Source organism: Idiomarina sp. (assembly GCF_048260185.1).
Classification (GTDB): Bacteria; Pseudomonadota; Gammaproteobacteria; order Enterobacterales; family Alteromonadaceae; genus Idiomarina.
The window spans coordinates 59,302-84,979 of sequence record NZ_JBLXHB010000003.1 but is presented as its reverse complement, the minus strand read 5'-3'; the positions used below and the strand labels follow the sequence as shown (position 1 = coordinate 84,979).

At 48.3% G+C, this 25,678-nt stretch carries 29 protein-coding genes; 10 read left to right on the top strand and 19 right to left on the bottom strand.

The features are described from left to right. The first annotated feature begins 96 nt into the window (after window positions 1-96). Window positions 97-564: a hypothetical protein gene (locus ACN0RF_RS08085; RefSeq protein WP_417438624.1), complete on the top strand. Its 468-nt coding sequence runs from the start codon at window positions 97-99 to the stop codon at window positions 562-564. 15 nt (window positions 565-579) lie between these two features. Then, complete coding sequence (mutM, locus tag ACN0RF_RS08080; RefSeq protein WP_417438623.1) at window positions 580-1,392, top strand: bifunctional DNA-formamidopyrimidine glycosylase/DNA-(apurinic or apyrimidinic site) lyase; 813 nt, start codon at window positions 580-582, stop codon at window positions 1,390-1,392. Window positions 1,393-1,407: 15 nt separating this feature from the next. On the opposite strand, the gene bioH is transcribed toward mutM, so the two are convergent. Next, window positions 1,408-2,175: a pimeloyl-ACP methyl ester esterase BioH gene (gene bioH, locus ACN0RF_RS08075; protein WP_417438622.1), complete on the bottom strand. Its 768-nt coding sequence runs from the start codon at window positions 2,173-2,175 to the stop codon at window positions 1,408-1,410. A 36-nt stretch (window positions 2,176-2,211) separates the two neighbouring features. On the opposite strand from bioH, the gene ACN0RF_RS08070 reads away from it, so the two are divergent. The 3 genes from ACN0RF_RS08070 (at window position 2,212) to ACN0RF_RS08060 (ending at window position 5,052) form a co-directional block, all read left to right on the top strand. Further along, window positions 2,212-2,901, top strand: a complete 690-nt coding sequence (locus ACN0RF_RS08070; protein ID WP_417438621.1) for a ComF family protein — start codon at window positions 2,212-2,214, stop codon at window positions 2,899-2,901. 71 nt (window positions 2,902-2,972) lie between these two features. Continuing rightward, a complete protein-coding gene (nfuA, locus tag ACN0RF_RS08065) occupies window positions 2,973-3,551 on the top strand; it encodes a Fe-S biogenesis protein NfuA (RefSeq protein WP_286824108.1) in 579 nt (192 codons plus the stop codon). A 115-nt stretch (window positions 3,552-3,666) separates the two neighbouring features. Then, window positions 3,667-5,052: a DUF4397 domain-containing protein gene (locus ACN0RF_RS08060; RefSeq protein ID WP_417438620.1), complete on the top strand. Its 1,386-nt coding sequence runs from the start codon at window positions 3,667-3,669 to the stop codon at window positions 5,050-5,052. On the opposite strand, the gene ACN0RF_RS08055 is transcribed toward ACN0RF_RS08060, so the two are convergent. After that, complete coding sequence (locus ACN0RF_RS08055; protein ID WP_417438619.1) at window positions 5,024-6,346, bottom strand: MATE family efflux transporter; 1,323 nt, start codon at window positions 6,344-6,346, stop codon at window positions 5,024-5,026. The two genes, ACN0RF_RS08060 and ACN0RF_RS08055, sit on opposite strands and share 29 nt — an antisense overlap. A gap of 57 nt (window positions 6,347-6,403) precedes the next feature. Between ACN0RF_RS08055 and ACN0RF_RS08050 the strand changes: the two genes are divergently transcribed. Then, complete coding sequence (locus tag ACN0RF_RS08050; RefSeq protein ID WP_417438618.1) at window positions 6,404-7,489, top strand: polysaccharide deacetylase family protein; 1,086 nt, start codon at window positions 6,404-6,406, stop codon at window positions 7,487-7,489. Here ACN0RF_RS08050 and ACN0RF_RS08045 read toward each other — a convergent pair. Genes ACN0RF_RS08045 through ACN0RF_RS08025 form a run of 5 tightly spaced genes read right to left on the bottom strand, consistent with a single transcriptional unit; the run spans window position 7,486 to window position 11,319 of the window. Continuing rightward, entirely contained in the window at window positions 7,486-8,100 is a 615-nt protein-coding gene (locus ACN0RF_RS08045) for an SCO family protein (protein ID WP_034818912.1), read from the bottom strand. The two genes, ACN0RF_RS08050 and ACN0RF_RS08045, sit on opposite strands and share 4 nt — an antisense overlap. Window positions 8,101-8,112: 12 nt before the next feature. Further along, window positions 8,113-9,009, bottom strand: a complete 897-nt coding sequence (gene cyoE / locus ACN0RF_RS08040) for a heme o synthase (RefSeq protein WP_011233515.1) — start codon at window positions 9,007-9,009, stop codon at window positions 8,113-8,115. Between the two features lie 13 nt (window positions 9,010-9,022). Continuing rightward, window positions 9,023-10,012, bottom strand: coding sequence for a COX15/CtaA family protein (locus ACN0RF_RS08035; RefSeq protein WP_417438617.1), 990 nt, complete (start codon window positions 10,010-10,012; stop codon window positions 9,023-9,025). A gap of 9 nt (window positions 10,013-10,021) precedes the next feature. After that, on the bottom strand, window positions 10,022-10,567 hold the full coding sequence (locus ACN0RF_RS08030; RefSeq protein WP_011233517.1) for a hypothetical protein: 546 nt from the start codon (window positions 10,565-10,567) through the stop codon (window positions 10,022-10,024). Next, window positions 10,564-11,319, bottom strand: a complete 756-nt coding sequence (locus ACN0RF_RS08025) for an SURF1 family protein (protein ID WP_417438616.1) — start codon at window positions 11,317-11,319, stop codon at window positions 10,564-10,566. Before ACN0RF_RS08025 ends, ACN0RF_RS08030 begins: the two co-directional genes overlap by 4 nt. Between ACN0RF_RS08025 and ACN0RF_RS08020 the strand changes: the two genes are divergently transcribed. Continuing rightward, window positions 11,297-11,512: a DUF2909 domain-containing protein gene (locus ACN0RF_RS08020; protein WP_016341259.1), complete on the top strand. Its 216-nt coding sequence runs from the start codon at window positions 11,297-11,299 to the stop codon at window positions 11,510-11,512. The two genes, ACN0RF_RS08025 and ACN0RF_RS08020, sit on opposite strands and share 23 nt — an antisense overlap. Before the next feature lie 13 nt (window positions 11,513-11,525). Here the strand turns inward: ACN0RF_RS08020 and ACN0RF_RS08015 are convergent, their stop codons facing one another. The 6 genes from ACN0RF_RS08015 to lexA all read right to left on the bottom strand — a co-directional run bounded on the left by ACN0RF_RS08015 (window position 11,526) and on the right by lexA (window position 17,065). Further along, entirely contained in the window at window positions 11,526-12,401 is an 876-nt protein-coding gene (locus tag ACN0RF_RS08015) for a cytochrome c oxidase subunit 3 (RefSeq protein ID WP_011233519.1), read from the bottom strand. A 12-nt stretch (window positions 12,402-12,413) separates the two neighbouring features. After that, window positions 12,414-12,983 (bottom strand): cytochrome c oxidase assembly protein, encoded by a 570-nt coding sequence (locus tag ACN0RF_RS08010; RefSeq protein ID WP_011233520.1) that lies wholly within the window; start codon window positions 12,981-12,983, stop codon window positions 12,414-12,416. A 6-nt stretch (window positions 12,984-12,989) separates the two neighbouring features. Then, window positions 12,990-14,576, bottom strand: coding sequence for a cytochrome c oxidase subunit I (ctaD, locus tag ACN0RF_RS08005; RefSeq protein ID WP_110013040.1), 1,587 nt, complete (start codon window positions 14,574-14,576; stop codon window positions 12,990-12,992). Window positions 14,577-14,586: 10 nt separating this feature from the next. Then, window positions 14,587-15,708, bottom strand: coding sequence for a cytochrome c oxidase subunit II (coxB, locus tag ACN0RF_RS08000; RefSeq protein ID WP_417438799.1), 1,122 nt, complete (start codon window positions 15,706-15,708; stop codon window positions 14,587-14,589). 305 nt (window positions 15,709-16,013) lie between these two features. Then, entirely contained in the window at window positions 16,014-16,451 is a 438-nt protein-coding gene (locus ACN0RF_RS07995) for an SOS-response cell division inhibitor (protein WP_417438615.1), read from the bottom strand. Continuing rightward, window positions 16,448-17,065 carry a transcriptional repressor LexA gene (gene lexA / locus ACN0RF_RS07990; protein WP_011233524.1) on the bottom strand — a complete coding sequence of 206 codons (618 nt, stop codon included), beginning with the start codon at window positions 17,063-17,065 and terminating at the stop codon, window positions 16,448-16,450. The genes ACN0RF_RS07995 and lexA overlap by 4 nt, the downstream gene beginning before the upstream one ends. A gap of 131 nt (window positions 17,066-17,196) precedes the next feature. Here lexA and plsB point away from each other — a divergent pair, with 131 nt between their 5' ends. Further along, window positions 17,197-19,710: a glycerol-3-phosphate 1-O-acyltransferase PlsB gene (plsB, locus tag ACN0RF_RS07985; RefSeq protein WP_417438614.1), complete on the top strand. Its 2,514-nt coding sequence runs from the start codon at window positions 17,197-17,199 to the stop codon at window positions 19,708-19,710. Here plsB and ubiA read toward each other — a convergent pair. Both ubiA and ACN0RF_RS07975 read right to left on the bottom strand, forming a co-directional pair. After that, on the bottom strand, window positions 19,707-20,558 hold the full coding sequence (gene ubiA / locus ACN0RF_RS07980) for a 4-hydroxybenzoate octaprenyltransferase (RefSeq protein WP_417438613.1): 852 nt from the start codon (window positions 20,556-20,558) through the stop codon (window positions 19,707-19,709). The two genes, plsB and ubiA, sit on opposite strands and share 4 nt — an antisense overlap. 1 nt (window position 20,559) lies before the next feature. Further along, entirely contained in the window at window positions 20,560-21,141 is a 582-nt protein-coding gene (locus ACN0RF_RS07975) for a chorismate--pyruvate lyase family protein (protein WP_417438612.1), read from the bottom strand. Window positions 21,142-21,219: 78 nt separating this feature from the next. Here ACN0RF_RS07975 and ACN0RF_RS07970 point away from each other — a divergent pair, with 78 nt between their 5' ends. Continuing rightward, window positions 21,220-21,618 (top strand): flagellar basal body-associated protein FliL, encoded by a 399-nt coding sequence (locus ACN0RF_RS07970; RefSeq protein ID WP_011233528.1) that lies wholly within the window; start codon window positions 21,220-21,222, stop codon window positions 21,616-21,618. On the opposite strand, the gene ACN0RF_RS07965 is transcribed toward ACN0RF_RS07970, so the two are convergent. Genes ACN0RF_RS07965 through ACN0RF_RS07950 form a run of 4 tightly spaced genes read right to left on the bottom strand, consistent with a single transcriptional unit; the run spans window position 21,612 to window position 24,997 of the window. Then, window positions 21,612-22,436, bottom strand: coding sequence for a rhomboid family intramembrane serine protease (locus tag ACN0RF_RS07965; RefSeq protein ID WP_011233529.1), 825 nt, complete (start codon window positions 22,434-22,436; stop codon window positions 21,612-21,614). The two genes, ACN0RF_RS07970 and ACN0RF_RS07965, sit on opposite strands and share 7 nt — an antisense overlap. A 3-nt stretch (window positions 22,437-22,439) precedes the next feature. Continuing rightward, on the bottom strand, window positions 22,440-22,763 hold the full coding sequence (glpE, locus tag ACN0RF_RS07960; RefSeq protein WP_417438611.1) for a thiosulfate sulfurtransferase GlpE: 324 nt from the start codon (window positions 22,761-22,763) through the stop codon (window positions 22,440-22,442). A gap of 7 nt (window positions 22,764-22,770) precedes the next feature. Next, window positions 22,771-23,796, bottom strand: coding sequence for an L-threonine 3-dehydrogenase (gene tdh / locus ACN0RF_RS07955; protein WP_417438610.1), 1,026 nt, complete (start codon window positions 23,794-23,796; stop codon window positions 22,771-22,773). Window positions 23,797-23,806: 10 nt separating this feature from the next. Then, window positions 23,807-24,997 carry a glycine C-acetyltransferase gene (locus ACN0RF_RS07950; protein WP_417438609.1) on the bottom strand — a complete coding sequence of 397 codons (1,191 nt, stop codon included), beginning with the start codon at window positions 24,995-24,997 and terminating at the stop codon, window positions 23,807-23,809. 177 nt (window positions 24,998-25,174) lie between these two features. On the opposite strand from ACN0RF_RS07950, the gene coaD reads away from it, so the two are divergent. Further along, a complete protein-coding gene (coaD, locus tag ACN0RF_RS07945) occupies window positions 25,175-25,675 on the top strand; it encodes a pantetheine-phosphate adenylyltransferase (RefSeq protein WP_011233533.1) in 501 nt (166 codons plus the stop codon). The last annotated feature ends 3 nt before the right edge of the window (window positions 25,676-25,678 follow it).

Here is a 25,678-nt window from a genome sequence, read left to right as displayed (position 1 = left end):
ACAAGGAGTACAGCAACAAGAGAATTATTCGAACCTTAGCACAAAGGGCGCAAGCCGATGAAAGTGAATGAGAAGCGAAAAATATTTGGACTGACCATGACCCGAAGAGCATGGAACAACGTTCTGGTTTACGTGATATTAATTATCATGGTGGTGTTCTGGTATGTCGCCCCGCCGGTTAAAGAAGAAGCGGATGATAGCATTACGCAAGAGGCTGAATCGGGCGAAGTCATTGGCTTAATACCGAATGATGGAAACTTGAGAGCAATACAAATTGACCAACTGAAGTTAGCGTTAAATGATGGACAATGGCAATGTCAGTCTCCATGTCGTTTATCGGAAAAAGCGTCCGCCAGCGTTGCTGAAAACTGGTTGGCATTAACCATGACACCAACCGAACAGCCAGCTGAAAATTTAATAACGGAAATTTATTTTGGTTTTGTCGGTGGCGAAGAGGCGCGTATTGAGCTTTATGCAGAGCCAGAGTTGATGATCCGTTTGCCAAATCAGCAGCAGAATTACCGCGTAATAGAATTTACTGCCAGTCAATTACTGGGTCATTAAGGAAGTTTTAGGTTTATGCCAGAGTTACCCGAAGTTGAAGTCAGCCGTTTAGGCATTTCTCCACACATTGAAGGCCGCACAATTAAGTCGGTTAAGGTTCACGATAAGCGCCTGCGCTGGCCAGTCCCTGAAACTGTGCATCAGGTCGAAGGACACGTGCTGCGTTCGGTTAGCCGCCGCTCAAAATATTTGTTGTTACAGACAGATAATGGCTGTCTGATATTGCATTTGGGTATGTCGGGTAAGCTGCGTGTGGTTCCGGCCGAAACAACTCACTACAAACATGACCATATTGATATTGAGTTCGATAACGGACAAACCCTGCGTTTAAATGATCCGCGCCGTTTTGGTGCTTTGTTATACAGCGAGAGTGATGTAAGCGGGCATGAACTGCTAAGCCAGCTTGGCCCGGAACCGTTAACCGACGCGTTTAATATCGACTATTTATTTGAGCGCTCACGCGGGCGTTCGCAGTCGGTGAAAACCTTTCTTATGGATAACAAAGTTGTGGTGGGTGTCGGTAATATTTACGCGAACGAAGCCTTGTTTAAGGCGGGTATCAACCCGAAACGGGCGGCCGGGAAAATCAGTAAAGTGCGCTACCAGAAACTGGTACCGATAATAAAAGAAACACTGGCAAGCGCTATAGAACTGGGCGGCACTACCTTAAAAGATTTCACCCAAGTGGACGGTAACCCGGGCTATTTCGCTCAAAAACTTCAGGTTTACGGGCGTGGCGGTAAGCTTTGCATGGTGTGCAGTAACCGGTTAAAAGAAATTCGCCTGGGTCAGCGCAGCACCGTGTACTGCACCCAGTGCCAGCGCTAGTTTGGTTTTTAACTCTTAGTTCTCAACAACCTTCAGCAATTCACTGACAAAGCGCTCCGGCTCCGAAATAAACGGGGCGTGTGCGCTTTTGGTGAATACCAAAGCTTTTGACTCCGGCGCCAGTGCGGAAATATCGTTGATAGCGCGCTCCGGAACCAGGCTGTCCAGGCGTCCGTAAAAACGGTTAAAGGGCACTTCAATGTTAGGAAGCTGCTGGCGTAAATCTGCGGTTTGCAAAATGGTTAAGGACTGTTTCAGCACACCCTGGTCAGGCATTGGCTTGGCAAATATCAGCTGCTTTACCTGCTTAACCTGTTCGCGTGCGTCCTCGCTGCCCATGGCCTGAATCGCTAAAAAACGCTCAATGGTCTTTTTAAAGTTGCTGTCCAGTTGCTGTTGAAACTGCTCAAGAATGTCAGGTTTGATTCCAGCCCAGTCGTTGCTTTCCACAAAGTGAGGTGACGATGCAACGGTGGTTAAGGACATAACCCGGTCAGAATGCGTCAGCGCAATTTGTGTCGCAATTAACCCGCCTAAAGACCATCCCATTAAATGAAAGCGTGGCGGCAGGGCTGGCATTATTTGTTCAACAAAACTCTCCAGCGACACCTCATTCTCTGATGACCAGACAGAGTCGCCAAAGCCGGGCAGGTCGATGCAGTACAACTGAAAGTGCTCGCTTAATGTCGGTACCACAGGTTGCCAGATATTTGAATTCATTCCCCAGCCATGGAGTACAACAATAGGGGTTCCTGTGCCACAGCACGTTACCGAAAGGCTCACTATACTACCTGTCCGAATTATTAACTAAGGGGTGGTATGCTAGCGTTTTTACAGCGTTTCGCCAATGCTTTTGAGTTGGGCACATGCTGGAGTTGCGGTTATTCTAAGGTGGCCGCTGCAAGCCTTTGCCCTTATTGCGAAGAAGCACTGCCGCGTTGGTATCCGCGTTGTTGTCAGCATTTGTCCGATATTGAGCGGCATTTAGTGGCGGAGCAGAAGCCGTGCCGTTACTGGTACGGTGCATTGCGCTGGGAGCCGCAGGTACAGCAGCTTATTACTCAGTTTAAATTTCGCTATAAAGCCGAGCTGGCCCCTTTACTGGCAAACCAGTTAGCGGCTCATTTACGCCTTTGCTATCGCGAACAGGCACTGCCGGACTGCGTAGTTGCGGTGCCTATGACGCAACAAGCCTGGCGTAAAAGAGGTTTTCACCAGACTGCATTACTGGCGCGGCATGTGTCAGTGGCTCTTGAGTTACCTTACATTGCGGGCGGGTTACGTAAAATACGAGCCGTGCCCATGCAGCATATGGCATCAAAGGCATTACGCTGGGAGAACAGTCGGGGCAGCCAACTCGCTTTACAGGATTTTAGTGGCTGTACGGTAGCGGTTGTGGACGACGTGCTGAGTACCGGCGCCACTATGATGGCGGCGGCTGATGCGCTCTACAAAAAAGGGGCTAGAGCGGTGGATGCGTGGGCGGTTGTCTATAACCAGCACGACTAGAAACTGCAGGGCGTTTCGGTTACACTATACCCTAGTAATTTACTCAGGTATAAGCCGTGAGGTCAGTATTTATGATTCGTATTTCAGAAGCAGCGCAGTCCCACTTTCAGAAGCTATTAGCCGATCAGCCCGATGGCACGTGTATTCGTGTGTTTGTGGTTAATCCGGGTATGGCGAATGCAGAGTGTGGTGTTTCTTATTGCCCGCCGGATTCGGTCGAACCGGACGATGAGCGTCTGCCGTTTAATGGTTTTGATGCTGTAGTGGATTCAGGCAGTGCGCCTTTTTTAGAAGACGCCGCTATTGATTTTGAAGAGCAGGAAATGGGCTCTCAGTTAACTCTTAAAGCGCCTAACGCCAAAGCGCGTAAAGTGGCCGATGACGCCCCATTAATTGAGCGGGTAGAGTACGTTATACAAGCTGAAATTAACCCGCAATTGGCCAGCCATGGCGGTCAGGTAATGATTTCGGAAATTACTGATGACGGCGTTGCTATTCTGCAATTCGGCGGTGGCTGTAATGGTTGCAGTATGATTGACGTAACGCTGAAAAACGGCATTGAAAAAGAGTTGCTTGAGCGTTTCCCGGAAGAAGTGAAAGGCGTGCGTGATATCACTGATCATGAGCCCGGAGAACACTCCTACTACTAGACCTTTCGATTATACAACTTAGTATCTTTCGATTTTTTGATGTTATAAAAATGTGATCCCTTGCACAAAAAATGCTCGTAACGATATTTGCCTAATCAATACGAGGATTTAAATTATGCAAGGGATCAAAAAACTGGGTGTCATAGCGACATCGCTTTTTCTCATCACAGGTTGTGACTGGTTCGACAGTGACAATGACGATACTAACACACCACCTCCTGAAGCTGAATCAAGCTTTGTACGGGTACACCACACCTCTGCCGATTCACCCAACGTTAATGTTTTAGCAGGTGAAACCGCATTATTAGAAAATGTGCCTTACCATACATCTTCCGGCGTTCTGGAAGTTGATGCCGGTGACTATGACATTACGGTTCAGGGTATTTCACCCGATGAAAGTACTGTTGATGCTATTGGTCCGGCGTCCTTAACTTTTGCTGCTGATACTCGCTACGAAGTTTTTGCTGCCGGTCAGCTGGGTGACGAGTCTTTAGAGCCATTGGTTCTTTCTAACCCTGTATCGGATGTTGCGGCAGGTGAAAGCCGTATTCAGGTGGTACATGTTGCGTATGGTGCGCCGAGTGTTGATATGTATTTGACAACTCCGGACGCTGAGTTAAGCAGTGCCTCAGCTACTTTAACGCTTGCTTACGGCGAAGACAGTGGTCAGGTTGATGTGGAAACCGGTGACTACCGCATTCGTTTAACCGGTGCGGGTGACGATGCAGTAATTTACGACTCAGGAACCGTGAGCCTGGCTGACGGTGGTGATTATATTATTGCCGCAACCAATAATTTTGCTGCTAATTCTGCGAATTCACCCGTTACTCTGCAAGTGAGCGACGGTGAAACAACCACCTTAATCAATGATGCAGACGCTGGTGCGGATGTTCGCGTCGTGCACGCCGTAGCTGATGCACCGAATGTTGATGTGACATTAAATGATGCTGCGGATCCTCAAATTGCTGACCTGGCATTTTTAAGTGCAACAGACTACTTAAATCTGGAAGCCGCTGAATACAGTGTTGATGTTGCCGCTGCCGGAGGTTCTCCCGTAGTGCTTGAGGACCTGCCTCTGGAAGTGGAAAACGCAATGAGTTATTCAGTTTATGCTGTCGGTGAACTGAGTACTATTGGTCTGCAAGTGTTGACTGAAGAGCGTCGCAGCGTGGCGACTGCAGCCAAAATACAGTTGGTTCACGCAGCGCCAAGTGCCGGTAATGTTGATATCTACGTTACAGAAACCGATGATATTAGCGGCGCAGACGCTGCTTTTACCGATATTGCGTTTGACGCAGAAGGCCTGGTGAGCACCGGCAACGTTTCGTTAACTCCGGGTGACTACGTGGTTACTGTAACCGCAACAGGCACGCAGGACATTGCTATCCAGACGCCGGTGCTGACTTTAGAGGGCGGTGGTATCTACACGGCAGTTGCGGTTGATGCAACTGACGGAGGTTTGCCACCACAGCTTATCCTGATGGATGACCTGGCGAACTAAAGTATTTAAGCCAAATTGCCTGGGTAATACCACGCATGAATAAAAAGCCGCTGAGAGCTAACCACAGACCGTGGTTCTCCAGCGGCAATCCCGCCCACCATAAAGGCAGAAAGCCAATTAAAGCGCTTAAGATCATCGTATTACGCATACCACGGCTGAACGATAAACCAATGAAAACACCGTCAAACCAATAGCTCCAGTGAGCAATGAGTGGCAACACCACTATCCATGGCAGGTAGTTTTCGGCAACCCGGATGATTTCAGGAATATCGGTAATAAGGCGAATAATTGCACTGCCGGCCAGGGCAAAAACCAACGTATAAACCACAGCAAAGAGTGATGACCAGAGCAAAGTAATTTTGCACCAGTAACGGATTTTATCGTAGCGCTTCTGACCTTTAGCTTCGCCAGCTAAAGCTTCCACAGAATAAGCAATGCCGTCTAAGCCCAGCGATATCAACATAAGAAATTGCATTAGTACGGCGTTAACCGCCACCATGGTACTGCCGTAGCGAGTGGCGTAGCCGGTCATGGTTGCCATACAGAGCTGCAGTATCAGACTGCGTATAAAAATATTACCGTTAACGCCTAAAAACTGACGCAGCTGCTGAAACTTCAGCTGCCAGTGGCGTAAGTGCCAGCCCAGCGCGCGGGCGGTCCAGTAGAAGCCGACAATAGCGGTCACCCACTCAGCACTAAGCGACGCCCAGGCGGCACCTTTTACATTCAGTCCAAAGCCGAGGATTAGTATCACATCCATCACCACATTCACGGCGTTGGTGATTATCACCAGAAGCATGGCTTTGCGGCTGTTTTGTCGGCCTAATAATACCCCCAGAGCGACCAGCGTTATCAGCGAAGCCGGTGCAGACCATAGGCGTATTTCGATGTAATCGCGGGCGTAGCCTTCGAGCTCGGCAGAAGGGGCGATAACCCACATAGCTAAGTCATTAATTAACGGGCTGGCAACCGCTATTAAAACACCTAAACCCAGCGCAATAATAATGCCGTTATTAAAGTGCTGGCGCTGAGCCTGTATGTCATCGGCACCGTACGACTGAGCTATGTAACCGGTTGTGGCCATGCGCAAAAACACCGCCAGCAGATAAATAAAACTGACCACCATGGCGCCAACGGCAACGGCGGATAAGTAGATAGCGTCCGGCAAATGGCCTATGATGGCAGTATCGACCAGACCGAGAAGTGGCGCAGCAATATTGGAAATGATCATTGGTAGGGCAATCGCAAAAACGCGGCTGTGATCAGACAATGAAAACCCAAACAGCTTGTGCATAACTATCCTTAAGTAAACTCGGTTAAAAACGGCTTTTATACTTTATCAGGAGTCAGTATGAAGATGTTGAACAAAATGACGTTGAGTGCCGCGTCGGGGTTATTGCTGGGGTGCTCACCATTAGCTCAGGCAGGCAGCGCCAACAGTGTGGTGGTGTTGCAGTATCACTATGTGAGTGACTCAACTCCGGCTGTTACCTCTATTGACCCGGAGACTTTTCGTGAGCATCTGCAATACCTGCAGGAGCACAACTTTAACGTTATTGATATTACTGACGCTCGTGATGCCATTGAAAAAGGCGAAGAGCTTCCCGAAAAAGCCGTTGTTATAACCTTCGACGACGGCTACCAAAACGTCTATGAAAACGCTGTAAAGGTTCTGGAAGAGTTTGAAATGCCCTATACGGTGTTCGTTAACCCTGAGCTCTTGCGTAAGCACAGCGGCCATTACATGGGCTGGGAAGAGCTTAAAGAAATTCAGCAGAACGGGGCGACTATTGCTAACCACGGGCAGACTCACGCACACCTTATTCGCAAGCAGGAAGGTGAGAGTGGTGAAGAATGGCGCGAACGTATGCATTACGATGTTATTACCGCACAAGAAGCCATTGATGAGAACTTAGGCGAACAGCAGAAGTATTTTGCCTATCCTTACGGTGAGTACAACAACGAGTTGCGAGCTTTACTGGATGAATGGGGCTTTCTGGCCTTTGCTCAGCATTCAGGCCCATGGTCTAAGTGGAGTGAGGATACTGTTATTACGCGTTTCCCTGCGTCGGGTATCTACGCGAACTTAAATACGCTGAAAGCCAAGTTGAATTCGAAAGCCATGCCGGTAAGTGCTTACCAACCGGAAGAGCCTTTAGTCGCACATGAAAATAAGCGCCCAACGATTAGCGTAACGCTGGAAGCGGGCGATACACTAAACGATATGCGTACCGATGCGCTGCAATGCTTTGCCGGAGGTTCAGTCTTAAAACCTGAATGGGAAAGCGATACTCAGTTTAGTGTGACGCTTGAAAAGGACATTAACATTGGGCGCTCACGCGTCAATTGCACGGCACCCAGCGCATCAGAGTCTCGTTACTATTGGTATTCCGTAGCACTTATCCATCCGAACGAGTCAGGCAGTTGGCCTGACTAATTGGCGATAATGGCAAAATCTTTTGCCAGTTGTTCCATGTCGACTACCGGTATTTCCCCACGTTGGTGGTCGGCATTAAATATCGCTTTACGGTGCCCGTTCGGGTTAACCAGAATAATAGCGGCGCTGTGGTTAACCAAGTAATTTTCCTCGCCTTCATCGGGAATGGAATACATTAAGCCTAAATCACGTACGAAAGGGAACAGCTCTTTGTGCTCGGCTCGCACACCAACAAAGTCGTCACCAAAATAGTTAACGTATTGAGTTAAACGTTCAATGTCATCACGCTGAGGGTCAACTGAAATCATCCAGACTTTCACCGGTTTAGACACTTCTTCCTGTAATGAAGGTAGCACTCCTTTTAAGTCTGACATGGTGGTTGGACAGATATCAGGACAGAAGGTATAACCGGTAAAGAGTAAGGTCCACTGACCTTTCAGTGCATCGTTTTCAATAGCGCCGTCGGCTGTGCTGTTTAACTTAAATGATTTTAACGCACGAGGCGGCTCATAAATTAAAGCTTCCGGCTTTTCTTCGGGCCAAAAGTTGTAAACTGCGAACCCTGCAGCAAGGGCGATAAGCGCAGCCAGCAGCGTAACGATACGACTCATGTCTTACTCCAGTTATACGTAGTGATCGACCAGTAAAATCACAAACAGCAGCATGAGGTGCCAGATAGAGAAGGCAAACATGTTAAAGGCTGTTTTCTTGCTGGGCGAGTATTTCAACTTCCAGGCGTAAGCCAGGAAAATAGCATTAAGTACACTGACGCCAACCAGATAAATCATGCCTGTCATGCCAATTAAAAATGGCATAAGGCAAACCACGGTCAGCAAAACGGTGTACAGAAAAATACAGGTTTTGGTGAACTCAATACCATGGGTTACCGGCAGCATTGGCACTTTAGCTCGGGCATAATCTTTAGCGCGGTGTACCGCAAGTGCCCAGAAGTGGGGGGGAGTCCAGGTGAATATGATCATAACCAGCAGCACCGCCGGCGCGTTAATTTCGTTGGTCACCGAGGTCCAGCCCAGTAACGGTGGTGCAGCACCGGCTAAACCACCAATAACAATGTTCTGCGGCGTTGCGCGTTTTAAGAACATGGTATAAACCACAGCGTAACCCACCATACTGGCAAAGGTTAACCAGGCAGTTAATGGATTAACCCAGGCATACAGGGTCACAAAACCAATGACACCTATAGATGCAGCGAACGTGGTGACTTTTGCAGGTGACAAATTTCCCTGAGGCAGCGGACGCCGAAGTGTGCGCGCCATTTTTGCGTCAATATGGCGGTCAACTAGGTGATTAATGGCGGCCGCAGCGGCAGACATGAGTCCAATACCAGTCAGCGCCGGCACTAGTACTTTCAGCGACACCAGTTCTTCAGTGGCCAGACACATGCCAACCACGGCGGTGAGTAACAGCAAGGCGACGACACGGGGCTTGGTCAGTTCAAGGTAGTCCCGCCAATGAGCGTTGCGCGTCTTTGTTATATTATTTGTGGCAACGGATTGCATAGTTTCAACTCCTCTACGCTTTTCTGGACAAGTTGTAGTTCAACGCGACCAGCGACAGCAAAAATAAAGCCCCTACGGCATTATGTGCCACTGCATTCCAAAGCGGTAATTGAAAGACTACGTTACTAATACCCAGCAGAATTTGCAAAGATAATAACAAGCCAATAACAATTAATGAGCGCCGGAAAAAGTGTGACTTCGCTTTTCGCCAGCATTTAAAGAGTAGAGTACAAATCACTAAAAAAGTAATAATAGCGCCCACTCTGTGCATTACGTGCATAGTCATACGGTCGTTGTAGTCATGAGCACCGTATTGATAGGTGTCAGCCTCGGGTATGCTGAAGGCTCCGGCAAAGTCCAGCTGCGCCGTCCAGTTACCTTCGCAAAAAGGTAGCTCAGTGCAGGCTACGGCGGCATAGTTTGCAGCAACCCAACCACCTAAGGCTATTTGACCAATAACCACCAGTAGCGTAAAAAATGCCAGCCCTCGATAGCGCCTGAGTTCCGGGTCACCACCGGCCAGCCGAAATGATGACAGCCGCAGCGAGAGCAGATATAGCAGTGATATAATCGAAAAGCCGCCCAGCAAATGCCCCATAACTATGAGCGGTTGCAGGTTCATGGTAACTGTCCACATACCCAGAGCCGCCTGAAATATTACTAGCCCGAGAAGCAAAGTGGGCAATTTAACCGGAGTCGGGTAATGACTGTAACGACGGCTTTTAACCCAGGAAATAATGGCAATGGTCAATATTAATAACCCCAGGGTGCCAGCAAAGTAGCGGTGCACCATTTCGTTCCAGGCTTTGGCGTGCTCCACAGGTGCATCCGGGAACCTAAGTTCCGCCTGCTGAATGTGCTCCTCCTGCGACGGTACCTTCAAAAAACCGTAGCAGCCGGGCCAGTCAGGACAACCCAGGCCTGCTTCAGTGAGCCGGGTAAAGGCGCCAAGAACAATAACGATAAAAGCAAAAAAAACACTAATTTTTACCAGTAAACGCATGTCATTTCCCTACCCAATTCTGGACAATTTAAGCAGTTTACGAAGATCCGCCAACACGTTTTTACCTTCCGTTATCATTTGCTCTTTGTCCTCATGGGTGGGGTAATACAGCATGACGTTATGCATCGGGTCGATAATAAACAAGGTGTTTTCGGGCAGAGCTGAAAGTTGTTCGATCAGTTCAGGCGTTACCAGCTGGGTAATATGCGGGGCACTATGATTAAAGCCAGCCTGAAGGCTTTCGCTTTGGTGCAACACTACAGGGGTTAGCCTATCGGTGTCTTTGCCAATAGCGACATCGATTTGGTTCATAACGTATAAAGCATTTTCGCAGGTGATTGCACAGTTCTGCGGGGCGATATATCCCACTTGCCAACCTTCTGGTAGCTGTTCGGCTTGTTGTTCTAAGGTAATGGTGGGTTGCAATAAAATGCCTTTATTGGTTCCCGCCTCATACCAGTTTTGAGACAAAAAAAGCCACGCGGCCAAAACGGGGACTATAAAAGCAAGGAAAACAATAATCATGGAACGGCGAGAGCGATTCAGGGAGCTCATCGGGTCTCCTCTTTTTTTGGTTGTTTATTCAGTTTTATAACAGCAAATACAAAAATCACCAAGCATGCAATGGCCAGCGAAAACCACTGAACCGCGTAACCCTGATGTTTTTCGGGCGACATAACCTGAGGTTTCCAGTTACGCTGCCACCCCAGGGTCTCTGGCGATTTTAATAAAAAGGTGTAGTCAGTTAACGGAATATCGAGTTCTTTACTAATGGCATTAGGCTGAAATTCTTGCACTCGTATTCGGTCATCAGCTAACTTGGTTTCATAAGTATTACTGACAAATTTGTTGTTTGAAGGGAAGTACAGGTAACCCGTAAGATTCCGCCTGCCCTCGGCAATATCTATTTTGGGCAGTTCTTGTCGGGATGCCGGAGCCGGTAACCAGCCCATATTAACGGGAATATAATTATCGGGTTTGGCGTCAGCGCGGAACAAGGCAATAACCTGATAACCGACAATACCATCGGTCATCTTATTATCGAGAAAAAAGACCGGTTGTTTAACAAATTCGCCTTCCATTTTAACGAAAAGAAAGCGAGCAGACTCAGAAGATATAGCCCCTAGCTGAGACAGTGCCGTTGCGTCCCCTTTTGATTGTTGCTGTTCGTAATCGGAAAATAGGTTACGTTTTTCTTCTGCGCGCTCTAGTTGCCAAAAACCCAGCTTGACCAACACCGCAATTGCCAGCAGAGTAACTAACGTAGCGATAAGAGGAAAACGTATGTTGGTCTTTTTTAAAATCATTATTGTACTGCTGCTTGGTTATATGGTGGTGAATCTGTTTCGCGCTTTATTTAGTATGCTGCGCAATGACCCGAATAAACCACCCATGTCCCATTACCTGGGGAAGAGGGTGGGAGTGGCCGCCGTTATCCTTGTGATATTGATAGCGGCGACGGTTAGTGGCTTTTTACCTTTAAACCCGCGCCCCTATTAGACGGGGCGTTTTTTTAGAGTATGTAAACCACGACGAACAGGCATAACCAAACGACATCAACAAAGTGCCAGTACCAGCTGGTCGCCTGAAAAGCGAAGTGGTTATCTGGTGTAAAATGCCCCTTCAAAACCCTCAGGAACATGATGATAAGCATCACGGTTCCTAAGGTTACGTGCATACCGTGGAACCCGGTGAGCATATAAAAGGTGTTGCCATAAACACCGGAATCAAGCGTTAGATTTAAATCTTGGTAGGCATGCACATACTCAGCGCCTTGCAGATAGAGGAAAATGCAACCCAGAATAATGGTAACGCCCAGCATTGCGGTTAGCTGTTTACGTTTATTTTGTTCCAGGCCGGTGTGAGCAAAGTGACAGGTCACTGAACTGGCCAACAAAATAAGCGTGTTGATAGCCGGCAGACCATACCAACCCATAGCCTGGGTTTCAGTGCCGCCTGGTGTTTTTACCAACGGCCATTGCGCAACAAACTCTGGCCACAGAACCTCATTGGTCATAGCATTGTTACTGTCTCCTCCCAGCCACTGAACGGCAATAACGCGAGCGTAGAAAAGGGCACCAAAAAAAGCAGCAAAGAACATGACTTCGGAGAAAATAAACCAGCTCATACCTTGTTTGTAGGAGTCGCCGAGTTGGTTACTGTATTTACCGCTCATGGATTCGTTGATTTGGTCACGAAACCAACCAAAGAGCATGACGGCTATAACGACTAAGCCAATGGTCAATACAGTACTGCCATAACCATCCTGCTCTTTGCTCATATCAATAACAGTGTGTCCAGCGCCCCAGGCAATTAAGCCTAGCCCAACTGCACCAACAATTGGCCAGGGACTGGAAGCAGGAACATAATAACTTTGTTGTTCTGCCATAACGTCGTTTCCTTATTCTGTTTTTAACAGCTGAGCAATTGCTTCAGCCGACGTATTGGCTGTCATATCGTACAGCGTGTATGACAGGGTAAAGGTCGTAATATGATCGGGAATGTCCGGGTCCAGATAAAACTGCATTGGCATTTCTGTTTCAGCGCCAGCGGCCAGCGGTTGCTGGTTAAAGCAAAAGCATTCTACTTTGTTCAGGTAAAGAGAGGCTTCCGCAGGCGCTACAGATGGAATAGCCTGAGCGATCATGTTTGAGGAAGTCGGGTTTCCTGCTAAAAAATTAACTACTTTAACTTCACCGGGATGAATCTTGACTTGCTTGATCGATGGCTCAAACTTCCACGGAATACCTTTGGCATTGCGTGTCAGGAATTGCACCGTGACCGTGCGTGATTCATCCACTTCAACCTGTTGATAAACCGCTGCTTCGTTACTGGTACGGCCGTTAAAGCCGGTCACTTCACAAAAAACATCATAAAGTGGTACCAGGGCGAAGCCGAATGCGAACATTCCAGCGACTGTCAGTAACAGTCGCTTAACCAGAATGCTGTTGTCGGGACGCTGTTCAGACATGATTTATCACTCCACTTTGGGCGGTTTTTCAAAGGTGTGATAAGGCGCTGGTGACGGAACTGTCCACTCCAGTCCTTCCGCGCCTTCCCAGGGTTTAGCCGCTGCTTTTTCGCCGCCTTTAACGCACTTAATAGCCACCCAAAGGAAAATAAGCTGTGATAGCCCAAAGGCAAAACCACCGATACTTGCTATCTGGTTAATATCAGCAAACTGCGTGGCGTAATCCGGAATACGTCTTGGCATACCGGCAAGTCCTGCAAAGTGCATAGGGAAGAACAGCACGTTTACGGAAATAAGCGATGTCCAGAAGTGAGTTTTCGCCAGCGTACTGTCGTACATATGCCCGGTCCACTTAGGTAGCCAGTAATAAGCCGCTGCCATAATAGAGAAAATGGCACCTGTGACCAAAACATAGTGGAAGTGGGCGACGACGAAGTACGTGTCGTGATACTGGAAGTCAGCGGGAGTTATAGCCAGCATTAAGCCGGAGAAACCACCTATGGTAAACAGGATCACAAACGCCAGCGCAAACAGCATGGGTGTTTCAAAGGTCATGGAGCCGCGCCACATGGTGGCTACCCAGTTAAAGATCTTCACTCCGGTGGGAACCGCAATGAGCATGGTGCAGTACATAAAGAACAGCTCAGCAAACACTGGCATACCGGTGGTGAACATATGGTGAGCCCACACCAGGAAGGACAGTAAGGCAATGGCCGCCGTGGCATATACCATGGAGGAGTAGCCGAATAATCGTTTGCGGGCAAAGGCCGGGATAATTGCTGAAATGATACCGAAGGACGGTAAAATCATGATGTAAACTTCCGGATGCCCAAAGAACCAGAATATATGCTGGTACATCACTGGGTCACCGCCGCCTGCAGCATCAAAGAAGCTGGTTCCGAAATACTTGTCCGTTAACAACATGGTGACAGCGCCCGCCAGTACTGGCATGACCGCAATCAGCAGAAACGCTGTAATAAACCATGTCCAGACGAATAATGGCATTTTCATGTAATTCATGCCCGGCGCGCGCATGTTCATAATGGTCACTATCACATTGATAGCCCCCATAATGGATGAAATACCCATAATGTGTACGGAAAATACGAACAATGCCGTTGAATCCGAGCTGTAAGTTGTTGAAAGCGGTGCGTAAGCTGTCCAGCCAAATGCCGGGCCGCCACCTTCCATAAACAAAGAACCCAACAAAATCATGAAAGCAAAAGGTAAAATCCAGAAGCTCCAGTTATTCATCCGGGGCAGTGCCATATCCGGTGCGCCAATCATCATGGGGATCATCCAGTTAGCCAAGCCGGTAAAAGCAGGCATAACGGCACCGAAAATCATAACCAGACCATGCACCGTGGTCATTTGGTTAAAGAACTGCGGTTCAACAAGTTGCAGTCCAGGTTGAAACAGTTCCGCTCGAATGATCATTGCCATGGCACCGCCCACCAAAAACATGGTGAAGCTGAACCATAAATACATTGAACCAATATCTTTATGGTTCGTTGTAAATAGCCAGCGACCAATACCAGACGGCTTATGATCGTGGTGTGTATCGTGATGTGTCTCTTCCACTACAGTGCTCATCACCGTCTCCTTATTGATTCATGACTTCGTTAATATCGGCGGCCTGAATCAGGTCTCCGGTATCGTTACCCCAGGCATTACGCTCGTAGGTGATAACTGCGGCTAATTCGCGCATTGAAAGCTGACTTCCAAAGGCTTGCATAGCCGTGCCGGTAACGCCGTTAACAACGGTGTCGATGTGTTTGTCTACGGCTTCAGGGTCTACCGCAACGCCTGAACCAGCAAGTGCCGGGAACACGCCGTTTACGCCTTGACCGTTAGCCTGGTGACAAGCTGCACAAGTACTGTTGTATACTTTTTCACCGAGATCCATGAGTTCATCTTCTGACATTTCCATAGCAAGCAACTCTTGTTCACGTTCGCGTGCTTTGCGTTGCTCTTCTTCTTTCTCGGTAATCCATTTTTCGTATTCAGCGGGCTCCTTCGCTATAACAACGATTGGCATGAAGCCATGGTCTTTGCCACACAGTTCGGCGCATTGACCACGATAAATTCCGGGCTCGTCGACCTTAGTCCAGGTTTCATTAATAAAACCGGGGTTCGCGTCTTTTTTGATGGCGAAGTCCGGAACCCACCAGCTGTGAATAACATCGTCTGAAGTGACCAAGAAGCGCACTTTCTTATCAGTTGGAATAACCAATGGACGGTCCACTTCTAATAAATAGTTTTCGCCTTTCTCAAATTTATTATCAATTTGTTCTTGCTGAGTGGCTAAACGGCTGAAGTACTCGACCTCATTTTCAAAGTATTTGTAGTGCCATTTCCATTGCGATCCAGTGACTTGCACCGTTACATCCGCATCTGATGTGTCTTCCATGGCAATTAGTGTCGTGGTTGCGGGTACAGCCATGCCGGCAAGTATCAACAGAGGCACTATAGTCCAGGCTATTTCTACTTTGACGTTTTCATGGAAATTGGATGGGGTTGGGTTCTTCGACTTCCGGTGTCGGATCATCGAAATAAACATGAGACCAAATACAATCACGCCGATGACACAGCAGATGTAGAAAATCGTCATGTGGAGATCGTAAACCCGGTTACTCACTTCAGTGACACCTTGGGTCATATTGAGACGCGACTGAGCAGCAGCCGGTAGACTCGTTAGCGCCAATAGTGCCCACAAAGGCTTCATTTTCACGTGGCTTCTCCTCTTATTCTTCAATGAGACAGCAAAGCAAGTTTTGCTAGCCTGAATTAGAAGAACAAAGAGGTAAGCAGAAAAAGGTACAGCTTCTCCCCAGAAATCGCTTTCTCTACTGACTCTTTGTTGTAGTTATCGTTGTTATATTATTTTTATATTCGGGTACTGCATTTATTAACGAATTTACAACGAAAGATCCAGATCAAATTAGACGAACGAACAAAAAATAAGCGGATCTGTTAAAAAAAGGCTGCAAAAGCAGCCTTTGGGAAGAAAACACACTAACAAAGGTGGGGTTAATGCAGGTGGGATGTCAGTGTGTTTTTATCAAACAGAAAATATTGTGTCTCGCTCAATTTACTGGCCATTTTCGCACGCTGCCATGTACGACTGGAAACAGAGTCAAGATAACCGATAACCATACTGCTGGTACCAGCCAGTAGAGCTTGCTCCAGCGCCCATTCACAGCGCTCAACTGAGTGACTCCGTAACCAGCGGATTTGAGATTCAGCTACGCCACAGGCAATAAGTTGCTGAATGACGTTTTTATCGCCACCAATAACGGTTATCCACTGGCTGGGTTTTTGTTGCAAAGCCTGCTGTACAACCGGAGACAGGCTATCGACGTCAAATGAATCCTGACTGCTTTTCGCGTCTACAGGGAAAGGCGACACCGGCGCTTCGGCAGTCCACAAACCCGGGTGATGTAGTTTTTGCTGATATTGAGTTTTCATAAGGTCGCTCCGTTTCTGATCACACCCACCGCAAGCCCTTCAATGGCAAAAACTTGCTCGGCAAGGTTGACAGTAATAGTAGAGAAATCTTCATTTTCAGGATGAAGCAAAATAGTTTTTCCGCGCTGTTCAAAACGCTTTACAGTGACTTCGTCTTCAACTCGTGCAACGACTATTTGTCCGTTACGTGCTTGTTCGGTTTTATGTACAGCCAGTAAGTCACCGTCTAAAATGCCAATGTCTCTCATGCTCATACCGTTTACTTTTAGTAAAAAACTAGCGGCAGGATGAAACAGTGACTCGTCAATTTTGTAATGGCCTTCAACGTGTTGTTCAGCCAATAAAGGTTCACCGGCTGCAACCTGACCGATTAACGGTAGGCCATCGGCGATATCGTAGTCATCGCCGACGAGGCGAATACCACGCGACATGCCGGGCAGTATTTCGATAACGCCTTTACGGGCCAGCGCTTTCAGGTGCTCCTCTGCCGAGTTGGCAGAGCGGAAACCCAGCTTATGGGCAATTTCGGCACGAGTCGGCGGCATGCCGGTTGCGTGCAGATTATCCTTAATAAGCTCAAGAATTTCAGATTGTCTTGGTGTTAACGGGCGCATAATGTACCTGTTTATTTGTACAGTGATACTGTGAGTATATACAGGTAAATTGATTTCGCAAGTAATTTCTTGAACGACATTTTTACACGAAGTTGGTATCCTGTATTTCTGTTTAAAACAGAGGTCTCTATATGAAAGGAATAAGCCGCTTTTTCCCTATTTTTAAATACCCGTTACGCTGGTTAACGCGTTTTCAGGAAATTTGGGATGGCACTGAAGAAGAGCATTCAGCAACTGTTGGAAAGCCAATTGTCTATGTAATGCGTTCAACCTCTAAAGCGGATCTATCCATTTTGCAGCGGGCGGCGCACAAGCGCGGTTTGCCAGACCCTGTCGACCCTCTTGTGGTTAATGGTAAAACCTATAACCGAATCATGTACCTGGAAGAGCTGGCGAATGAGGTCTCGGATCAAACGGTATCTGAATTTCACCAGCTATTAACCTTGCATAAAGACCAGCCGGAACTGGATGTTCAACTGATACCCGCGGGCGTATTCTGGGGCCGTCAGGCAGGAGAAGAGGCGCATGCCGGTAACACCATGACCGGTGACTTAGATAACCCCGGGCATTGGCGCAAATTCTGGCTGGTAATTTTTTCTGGTCGACAAGTGTTGCTGCGCTTCTCTCGTTCGGTGAGCCTGGGCACTATGGCGCGTGACCACGGCACCGATATGCGTATTGCACACAAATTGGCGCGGGTAGCGCGAGTTCACTTCGTACGTATGCGCCATGCCGTTGCCGGACCTAAACTGAGTCAGCGCAAAGAACTGATGTCAGCATTAATTAATACCCCGGCGTTAAAAAAGGCCGTATCGGATGAAGCCAGAGGCAAGAAAATTAGTGAAGAAGCCGCCCGGAAACGCGCTTTATCTTATATCGATGAAATCGCCGCCAACTATAATTCAACGCTTATCCGGGTTCTAGATCGTTTTATGACCTGGATGTGGAACCGGATTTACAACGGAATTCATGTAAAAGGCGGGGATACAATTAGGCGACTGGCGCAACAAGGGCACGAGGTCATTTACGTGCCTTGCCACCGCAGTCACATGGACTATTTGCTGCTCAGCTATGTTATTTATAAAGAAGGCCTTGTACCGCCGCATATAGCCGCTGGCGTGAACCTTAACTTTTTCCCTGTCGGAGGTATTTTCCGGCGTGGCGGTGCGTTCTTTATTCGCCGCAGCTTCCGGGGTAACAAATTGTACTCCGCTGTTTTTCGTGAATATTTGTGCTGGTTGTTCCAAAAGGGCTACCCGGTGGAATACTTCAGTGAAGGCGGCCGCTCCAGAACTGGCCGCTTATTACCGCCTAAAACCGGTATGCTGGCAATGACTGTGCAGGGCATGTTGCGGGACCAGCAACGCCCAGTATCGCTGGTGCCAGTGTACCTTGGTTACGAGCATATTATGGAAGTGGCTACTTACTTGAAAGAGCTTAAAGGTAAGGACAAAGAAAAAGAGTCGGTTTTTCAAATTCTGAAAACTGTGGCCAAGCTGCGCAATTTTGGCCAGGGCTTTGTGACTTTTGGCCAGCCTATTAATTTAAAACACCATTTGGACAAAGTGGCGCCTAACTGGCATGAGTCGGTCACCCGTGGGGCACAGGAACCGGAACGCCCGGGCTGGTTGAACCCGGTGGTAGGTGGTTTAGCCGAGCAAGTTATGCAGGGCATTAACGATTCAGCGGCGGCAAATAGCGTTAACCTTACCGCATTGGCGTTACTGAGTTCAGAGCACCACGCGCTGATGAAAGAAGAGTTGTTGGCTCAGCTGGAGGTTTATCTGGGCGTGCTGCGCGAAGTGCGATACAGCAATATGATGAGCGTGCCGGAGGAGACACCGGAAGAGCTCTGGCAACAGGCACTGCGCACCGACAAATTTACGGTTGATAGCGACACCATGGGCGAAGTCGTGTCGCTGGAGCGCATGACAGCCATAGCAATGACGTATTACCGGAATAACATTCTTCATTTGATGGTCGTTCCCGGTATTGTTGCGTCAATTATCATGGCTAAGAAGAAAGTCAGCGTGGCTGAAATTGCGGCGCGGACACAGGCAATTTATCCGTCTTTAAAAGCAGAGCTCTATTTGAGTCATAATGTTGAAGACTTGCCGCTCTGGACGGAAGCTCTTGCCGAAGAGTTGGCGCGACAACAGTTAATTACTCTGGAAGACGGTGTTTGCACCATAGCGCAACGGGAAAGTGCGCAGTGGTATCGGCTGAGGTTATTGGCCAACAGTGCCAGCGAAACCTTGCAACGTTACTGTATTGTACTTGAATTGCTGCAACAGGCGCAGCCTATTATGCGGGCGGATCTCGAAAAGCAGTCTATTACCCTGGCAGAACGTTTAAGCTCCATTCACGGTATTGATGCCCCGGAATTTTACGATAAGAAAGTTATGTCGACGCTCATTGCCAGTTTAAAACAGCAAGGCCTGGTAGAAATTAATGACGACGGCCAGCAAATTGCTGCCGAGCCGGTGGGCGAGCTCAGCGATCAGGTCGATGAGCTCATTGACGGCCCTGTGCTACAAACCATTCGTCAGTCGGTTGAGCAGTTTGTTCAGCAGCTAAAAGAGCAGGCAGAACATGAACAAAAAGAAGCACCCAAAGAAGAGCAAAAGCCGACTGAGAGTGATTAGAACCAGTAATGCACGGCTAAGCCAATAGCGAATACCATGCCAATATAATGGTTATGCAGAAAAGCCTGGAAGCACTTTCCGGGCTCTCTGTGCCGTATTAACCAGTGCTGGTATGCAAACAACAGAAAAATAGCCGCTAATGCCAGCCACACCCAAAGTTCAACGGTAATTAAGTGCAATACCCAGCCCAATAAGGCCAGAGTCGCGAGTTGCAACAGGCCAATAGCCAGACGGTCGAAGCGGCCAAACAAAATTGCCGTGCTCTGCAGGCCTATCTTTAAGTCGTCTTCGCGGTCCGCCATGGCGTATTCGGTATCGTAGGCGACCGTCCAGAGAATATTGGCAAGAAATAGTAAGCCAGCAATAAACCATTGGTCAGATTCTAGTGCGGTAAAGGCCATGAGAATGCCGAAACTAAAGGCGATGCCCAGCACTATTTGTGGCAAATGCGTCCAGCGTTTACAAAACGGGTAAAGTGCCGCTACGCCGGCAGCGAAAAAGCTGAGCATGACCGTTTCAGTGTTCAGCTGCATAACCAGCCCGAAGGCAATGGCTAACAGCGCGATGAAGCCTATCATTGCTTCAGTTGCCGATATTCTTCCCGCCGGGATAGGACGCTGACGGGTGCGGCGTACGTGACCGTCATAATTGCGGTCGGCAAAGTCGTTAATAACACAACCGGCAGAGCGCATGACAAAAGTACCGAGCAAAAATATGACAACTATACGCAGGGGCGGCTCGCCGGCTCCGGCTATCATGAGTGCCCAGATAGTTGGCCAGGCAAGTAGATAGGTACCAATGGGTCTGTCCGCACGCATTAACTGCCAAAAAGCGACTAACTTTTGCATACTAACTCCTGTTATTCGGCGAAGAGTACAGTGGCGAGGGCTGCAGAAATACTTCACTGACTAACAGTTGCTCACCGCCCGTTGAAAATATTCGGCGTCTGCTGAGCAGCCTCTGGTTTATCCCAAACCACTGCTGATTAAGCCGAGCAACCGGATGTTCCAGAGCAACTTCTGCCACTTCTATGTCTCCGCAGTATAAATCGCTACGGGCAAATAAAGACTCGCCCAATGACTGATTCCCCAGTTGTTGTAAATTCAGTGTATCGGCGTTTTCGGCGCTGGGAGAAAATAGACTGCGCGCAAAAACCCAAGGCTTTTCATTACAGTATAGTAGAACTTCACGGATAACGGCTTGGTCTTTACCTTTTAACCTTTGCTTTTCTTCCGTGTTAGGGGCAAGTAACTGCTGACCGAGTAACTTAACGGAGAACTGCTGACCTACCTGCTTCAGGCGTTCTGTAAGCGAACCCTCGTAAAGCAGCCAGTCGGCTTGTGTTGGGGTTAATTCAAGTTGTTCAGGCGGTGTCCATTGCAGCGCTTTGCTAACTGGAAAAGCCGGGGTGGCATAAAACTCTGTTGTCATATGTGTTGGCGTTATTAAGCTCTGTCGCTATGATAGCAGAGAGAACTTAATTGAACAGCAATCGGGCCGGGTAGGGCTATGAAACTTCTGATAACAGTATTCGCCAGTATTTTTCTTTGGTTCAGCAGTGTAACGGTAGCGTCGGCAGACGACGTTTCGTACTACGGTTTTGAGCCTGATATCACCACCAATTACCTGAAAGAAGGCAATGATTACCGCTTGGGCTTTATTCGGGTTGCTATTGAAGTGATGGTGCCGGATCCCAGTTACGTTAGTGTGGTAGAGCACCATGCGCCTTTGTTGCGTAATGCCTTTGTGACAATTTTAAGTACCGCGACCGAACGTCAGGTGCGAACCATGACGGGACGCGATCAACTTCGTTTAAAATGTATAGAAAGAGCAAAAGAACTGATGCAGCAGGAAACCGGCAATCCGGTTATCCGCGATGTTCTTTTCACCAAGTACATTTATCAGTGAAGCTGCCGCATTTTAGGGTTTAACCAACGCACTACCAAGCCTGCGAAACAGCCAGAAAGCAGCCCGGCCAGATGGGCTTCGTTAGCAACATTAACCCACAGCATGTCGGTGTAGCCAATTACTAACCACAGCAGCATAAAGATAATGAGCCCCGGTGGCAGATAAAGCGGCGTGGGGCGGTTGAAGCTGTATATCCAGCAGAAGCCAAGCAAGCCATAGACCACACCGGACAGCCCACCAAAGTTAGGGCCATTGAAAAGGTACTGAATAACGTTTGCAGTAATACCGCAGAATAACAGCAGAGCCAGTAACCAGGATATTCCCAGAGAACGTTCAATACGACCGCCCAGATACCACCACCAGAAAATATTAAATACCAGGTGAAGCAGCGTAAAGTGCATCAGCACCGGTGTAATAAAGCGCCAGGGTTGATCATAGGGAAGCGCCGAAAAATATTGGCTGATTCTCAGTGTTTCCAGCACCGCTTCGGGGTACATTTGCACCATCCCGAACACCAGCAACGCCATAGCCGCGACAATTCGGGTCAGCCAACCGCTTTGCTGTAGCAAACTAAAAGACAGTGATGATGAACCTCGTTCCGAAGTTCGCTGTTCCTTTACGGGCTCAGCGGCAAGTTCGGGGTTATCTTTAAACTGTTGAATCAGTGTTTTAGCGGCAGCCTCATAACTGCTCTGATGTAACCATAATTCCAATTGCTCACCGCGTTCAGTAACGCTGACTGGCATGCCTTGCTGACGTAAATACTGATACAGTTTGTGCATCCAGTCTGAGTCGCGGCTGCTGAGCAATCGTCGCATGGTTTAGTTCCTCTCAGTGTGTTCAGGAAAAGACATGGACCAGGCCGTATAGCCGCCGTCCATGCTGTGCACATCAGTAAAACCGTTGCCTGCTATGTAATCAGCAGCACCCTGACTGCTAATGCCATGGTAGCAAACCACAATCACTTTTTGGCTTCTATCAACCGAACTCAGGAACTGCGGCAGGTTGCTGTTATCCAGATGCTGAGAGCCCGGAATGTGGCCCGCAGCAAATGACTGCGGGTCGCGGATATCAACAAAAACCGCATCGCCATTTTGCCAATGCTCAACGGCGATGGGTAATTCCATTAGCTGATAATTGCTCATTTACGCGTTAATCCCAGTTCAGTATGACTTTGCCGGACTGGCCTGAAATCATGGTTTCAAAGCCCTTCTCAAAGTCATCAATAGGCATTTCGTGCGTTAAAATAGGCGAAATATCCAGCCCTGACTGCAGCAAGCTGGCCATTTTGTACCAGGTTTCAAACATCTCGCGGCCATAAATGCCTTTAATAACCAAACCTTTAAAAATAACCTGGTTCCAGTCTATAGCGATGTTTTCTGGCGGAATACCCAGCATGGCAATTTTGCCACCATGGTTCATGGTTTCCAGCATTTGTGAAAACGCAGACGGAACACCGGACATTTCCAGACCCACATCAAAGCCTTCTTTCATGCCCAGCTCGTTCATAACGTCAGAGAGCTTTTCTTTGCTCACGTCCACTGCGCGGGTCACACCCATTTTACGGGCTAAGTCCAGACGGTATTCGTTTACGTCGGTAATAACCACGTGGCGTGCGCCAACATGACGGGCAACGGCTGCTGCCATAATACCAATAGGGCCAGCGCCGGTAATCAGCACGTCTTCACCTACCAAGTCAAAAGCTAGCGCGGTGTGAACCGCATTACCAAACGGGTCAAATACAGCTGCCATTTCATCAGTAACGTCATCTGGCAGTTTAAAAGCGTTTTCAGCTGGTAGTGACAGGTATTCTGCAAAAGCTCCCGGACGATTAACACCCACACCATAAGTATTGCGGCACAAGTGACGACGGCCAGCACGGCAGTTACGACAGTGACCACAGGTAATGTGGCCTTCGCCGGAAACACGGTCACCAATTTCAAAGCCGCGAACACCGTCGCCCATAGCGGCAACTTCACCCACGTACTCGTGGCCGACTACCATAGGCACCGGAATGGTTTTCTGCGACCAGTCGTCCCATTTATAAATGTGAACATCGGTGCCGCAAATGGCGGTTTTCTTTATTTTAATCAGTAAATCGTTGTAACCGCATTCCGGTTTTTCAACGTCGGTCATCCAAATGCCGGGTTTTGCGTGCAGTTTTGACAAAGCTTTCATTCTTTACTCCTTAAATCACACCCAGCTCTTTACCAATACGGGTAAAGGCTTCAATGGTACGATCCAGTTGTTCACGTGTGTGGGCCGCAGACATCTGCGTGCGGATACGGGCTTTGCCTTTAGGAACGACAGGGAAGGAAAAGCCGATCACATAAATATCTTCTTCTAACAGTCGGTCTGACATTTCAGAGGCCAGTTTGGCGTCGCCGACCATCACCGGAATAATGGCGTGGTCTGCGCCGCTTAAGGTGAAGCCTGCGTTCGTCATTTGCTCACGGAAGTAGCTGGCGTTTTCCCACAGTTGACTGCGCAACTTGCCGCCTTCGGCCAGCATATCCAGTACACGAATAGAAGCCTGCACAATGGCCGGTGCTACTGAGTTAGAGAACAGATAAGGGCGTGAACGCTGGCGTAACCAGTCAATGACTTCTTTTTTACCTGAAGTGTAACCACCAGAAGCACCACCCAGCGCTTTACCCAAGGTACCGGTGATAATATCAACACGGCCAATAACGTCGCAGTATTCGTGCGTACCTTTGCCATTTTCGCCTAAGAAACCGGTGGCGTGGCAGTCGTCCATCATGACCAGCGCGTCGTATTTGTCGGCCAAGTCGCAAATACCTTTTAAGTTGGCAATAACGCCGTCCATTGAGAACACACCGTCGGTTGCAATTAACTTGTGGCGTGCGCCGTCTGCGTCAGCTTGTTTAAGCTGAGCTTCTAAGTCTTCCAGATTGTTGTTTTTGTAGCGGAAGCGTTTCGCTTTACTCAAGCGAATACCGTCAATAATGCTGGCGTGGTTGAGCTCGTCACTAATAATAGCGTCTTCGGGGCCCATTAGAGTTTCGAACAAACCGCCGTTGGCGTCAAAGCATGATGAATACAAAATGGTGTCTTCAGTACCTAAAAACTTGCTAAGTTTTTGTTCCAGTGTTTTATGAATGTCCTGAGTACCACAAATAAAACGCACCGAAGCCGTACCAAAACCGTGTTCGTCCAGGCCTTGTTTGGCGGCTTTAATTAAGTCCGGGTGGTTGGCCAGACCCAGATAGTTGTTTGCGCAGAAGTTGAGTACCTTGCGGTTATTCACCGTAATTTCAGAGCTTTGATCCGAACTGATAATACGTTCTTTCTTGTACAGGCCTTCGGCTTTGGTTTCGGCCAGTTGGTCGGCCAGTTGCTGATAAAAGGCTGAGCTCATTTTTTACTCCACTATTTGAAAACGTAAGTTACCCTCTAGTTTACTGATGTTAGTCGCAACTCGCATCCTTAATTTGAATATCGGGCTTTTGTTTAGTGTGCACTTGCGTGTACTCTTTAGGCCAAATGAAAAGCGTGCAAATAAAGTGCTTGCACAAATAACGGTTTAGGAGACTCTATGCACCGTCGAGCAATTTATCCGGGAACCTTTGATCCTATTACAAATGGCCACGCCGACTTAATTGAACGGGCCGCCAACTTGTTTAGTGAAATTGTTGTGGGCATTGCAGAAAGCCCCAGTAAAAAGCCGCTGTTTAGCCTGGAAGAGCGGGTTTTGCTGGCGCAGCAAGTGACTGAAAACCTGGATAATGTCACTGTCGTTGGTTTTTCCGGACTGTTGGTGAACTTTGCCAAAGAATACGAAGCAACAGTGCTTATTCGCGGGTTACGCGCGGTGTCTGATTTTGAATACGAATTTCAGCTAGCGAATATGAACCGACGCTTGGCGCCGAATCTGGAAAGCGTGTTTCTGACGCCAGCAGAGGAAAACTCGTTTATTTCTTCCTCCTTGGTAAAAGAGGTGGCATTGCATGGTGGTGACGTTTCCGGTTTTACTGACGCCCGGGTGGCGTCAGCACTGGAACAGAAGTTTTCCGGCAAGCGTCCGGGCAAAAGTTAACCC

Bases quoted from the DNA above. Each gene is read 5' to 3' on its own strand.
- ACN0RF_RS08035 (WP_417438617.1), bottom strand. From the start codon at position 10,012: ATGCGTTTACTGGTAAAAATTAGTGTTTTTTTTGCTTTTATCGTTATT.
- plsB (WP_417438614.1), top strand. From the start codon at position 17,197: ATGAAAGGAATAAGCCGCTTTTTCCCTATTTTTAAATACCCGTTACGC.
- ACN0RF_RS08030 (WP_011233517.1), bottom strand. From the start codon at position 10,567: ATGAGCTCCCTGAATCGCTCTCGCCGTTCCATGATTATTGTTTTCCTT.
- lexA (WP_011233524.1), bottom strand. From the start codon at position 17,065: ATGCGCCCGTTAACACCAAGACAATCTGAAATTCTTGAGCTTATTAAG.
- nfuA (WP_286824108.1), top strand. From the start codon at position 2,973: ATGATTCGTATTTCAGAAGCAGCGCAGTCCCACTTTCAGAAGCTATTA.
- coaD (WP_011233533.1), top strand. From the start codon at position 25,175: ATGCACCGTCGAGCAATTTATCCGGGAACCTTTGATCCTATTACAAAT.
- ACN0RF_RS07965 (WP_011233529.1), bottom strand. From the start codon at position 22,436: ATGCGACGATTGCTCAGCAGCCGCGACTCAGACTGGATGCACAAACTG.
- ACN0RF_RS08025 (WP_417438616.1), bottom strand. From the start codon at position 11,319: ATGATTTTAAAAAAGACCAACATACGTTTTCCTCTTATCGCTACGTTA.
- cyoE (WP_011233515.1), bottom strand. From the start codon at position 9,009: ATGCAATCCGTTGCCACAAATAATATAACAAAGACGCGCAACGCTCAT.
- tdh (WP_417438610.1), bottom strand. From the start codon at position 23,796: ATGAAAGCTTTGTCAAAACTGCACGCAAAACCCGGCATTTGGATGACC.
- ACN0RF_RS08085 (WP_417438624.1), top strand. From the start codon at position 97: ATGACCCGAAGAGCATGGAACAACGTTCTGGTTTACGTGATATTAATT.
- ACN0RF_RS08045 (WP_034818912.1), bottom strand. From the start codon at position 8,100: ATGAGTCGTATCGTTACGCTGCTGGCTGCGCTTATCGCCCTTGCTGCA.
- ctaD (WP_110013040.1), bottom strand. From the start codon at position 14,576: ATGAGCACTGTAGTGGAAGAGACACATCACGATACACACCACGATCAT.
- glpE (WP_417438611.1), bottom strand. From the start codon at position 22,763: ATGAGCAATTATCAGCTAATGGAATTACCCATCGCCGTTGAGCATTGG.
- ACN0RF_RS08015 (WP_011233519.1), bottom strand. From the start codon at position 12,401: ATGGCAGAACAACAAAGTTATTATGTTCCTGCTTCCAGTCCCTGGCCA.
- ACN0RF_RS08020 (WP_016341259.1), top strand. From the start codon at position 11,297: ATGTTGGTCTTTTTTAAAATCATTATTGTACTGCTGCTTGGTTATATG.
- ACN0RF_RS07995 (WP_417438615.1), bottom strand. From the start codon at position 16,451: ATGAAAACTCAATATCAGCAAAAACTACATCACCCGGGTTTGTGGACT.
- ACN0RF_RS07975 (WP_417438612.1), bottom strand. From the start codon at position 21,141: ATGACAACAGAGTTTTATGCCACCCCGGCTTTTCCAGTTAGCAAAGCG.
- mutM (WP_417438623.1), top strand. From the start codon at position 580: ATGCCAGAGTTACCCGAAGTTGAAGTCAGCCGTTTAGGCATTTCTCCA.
- coxB (WP_417438799.1), bottom strand. From the start codon at position 15,708: ATGAAGCCTTTGTGGGCACTATTGGCGCTAACGAGTCTACCGGCTGCT.
- ACN0RF_RS08050 (WP_417438618.1), top strand. From the start codon at position 6,404: ATGAAGATGTTGAACAAAATGACGTTGAGTGCCGCGTCGGGGTTATTG.
- ACN0RF_RS07970 (WP_011233528.1), top strand. From the start codon at position 21,220: ATGAAACTTCTGATAACAGTATTCGCCAGTATTTTTCTTTGGTTCAGC.
- ACN0RF_RS08010 (WP_011233520.1), bottom strand. From the start codon at position 12,983: ATGTCTGAACAGCGTCCCGACAACAGCATTCTGGTTAAGCGACTGTTA.
- ACN0RF_RS08070 (WP_417438621.1), top strand. From the start codon at position 2,212: ATGCTAGCGTTTTTACAGCGTTTCGCCAATGCTTTTGAGTTGGGCACA.
- ACN0RF_RS08060 (WP_417438620.1), top strand. From the start codon at position 3,667: ATGCAAGGGATCAAAAAACTGGGTGTCATAGCGACATCGCTTTTTCTC.
- ACN0RF_RS07950 (WP_417438609.1), bottom strand. From the start codon at position 24,997: ATGAGCTCAGCCTTTTATCAGCAACTGGCCGACCAACTGGCCGAAACC.
- ACN0RF_RS08055 (WP_417438619.1), bottom strand. From the start codon at position 6,346: ATGCACAAGCTGTTTGGGTTTTCATTGTCTGATCACAGCCGCGTTTTT.
- ubiA (WP_417438613.1), bottom strand. From the start codon at position 20,558: ATGCAAAAGTTAGTCGCTTTTTGGCAGTTAATGCGTGCGGACAGACCC.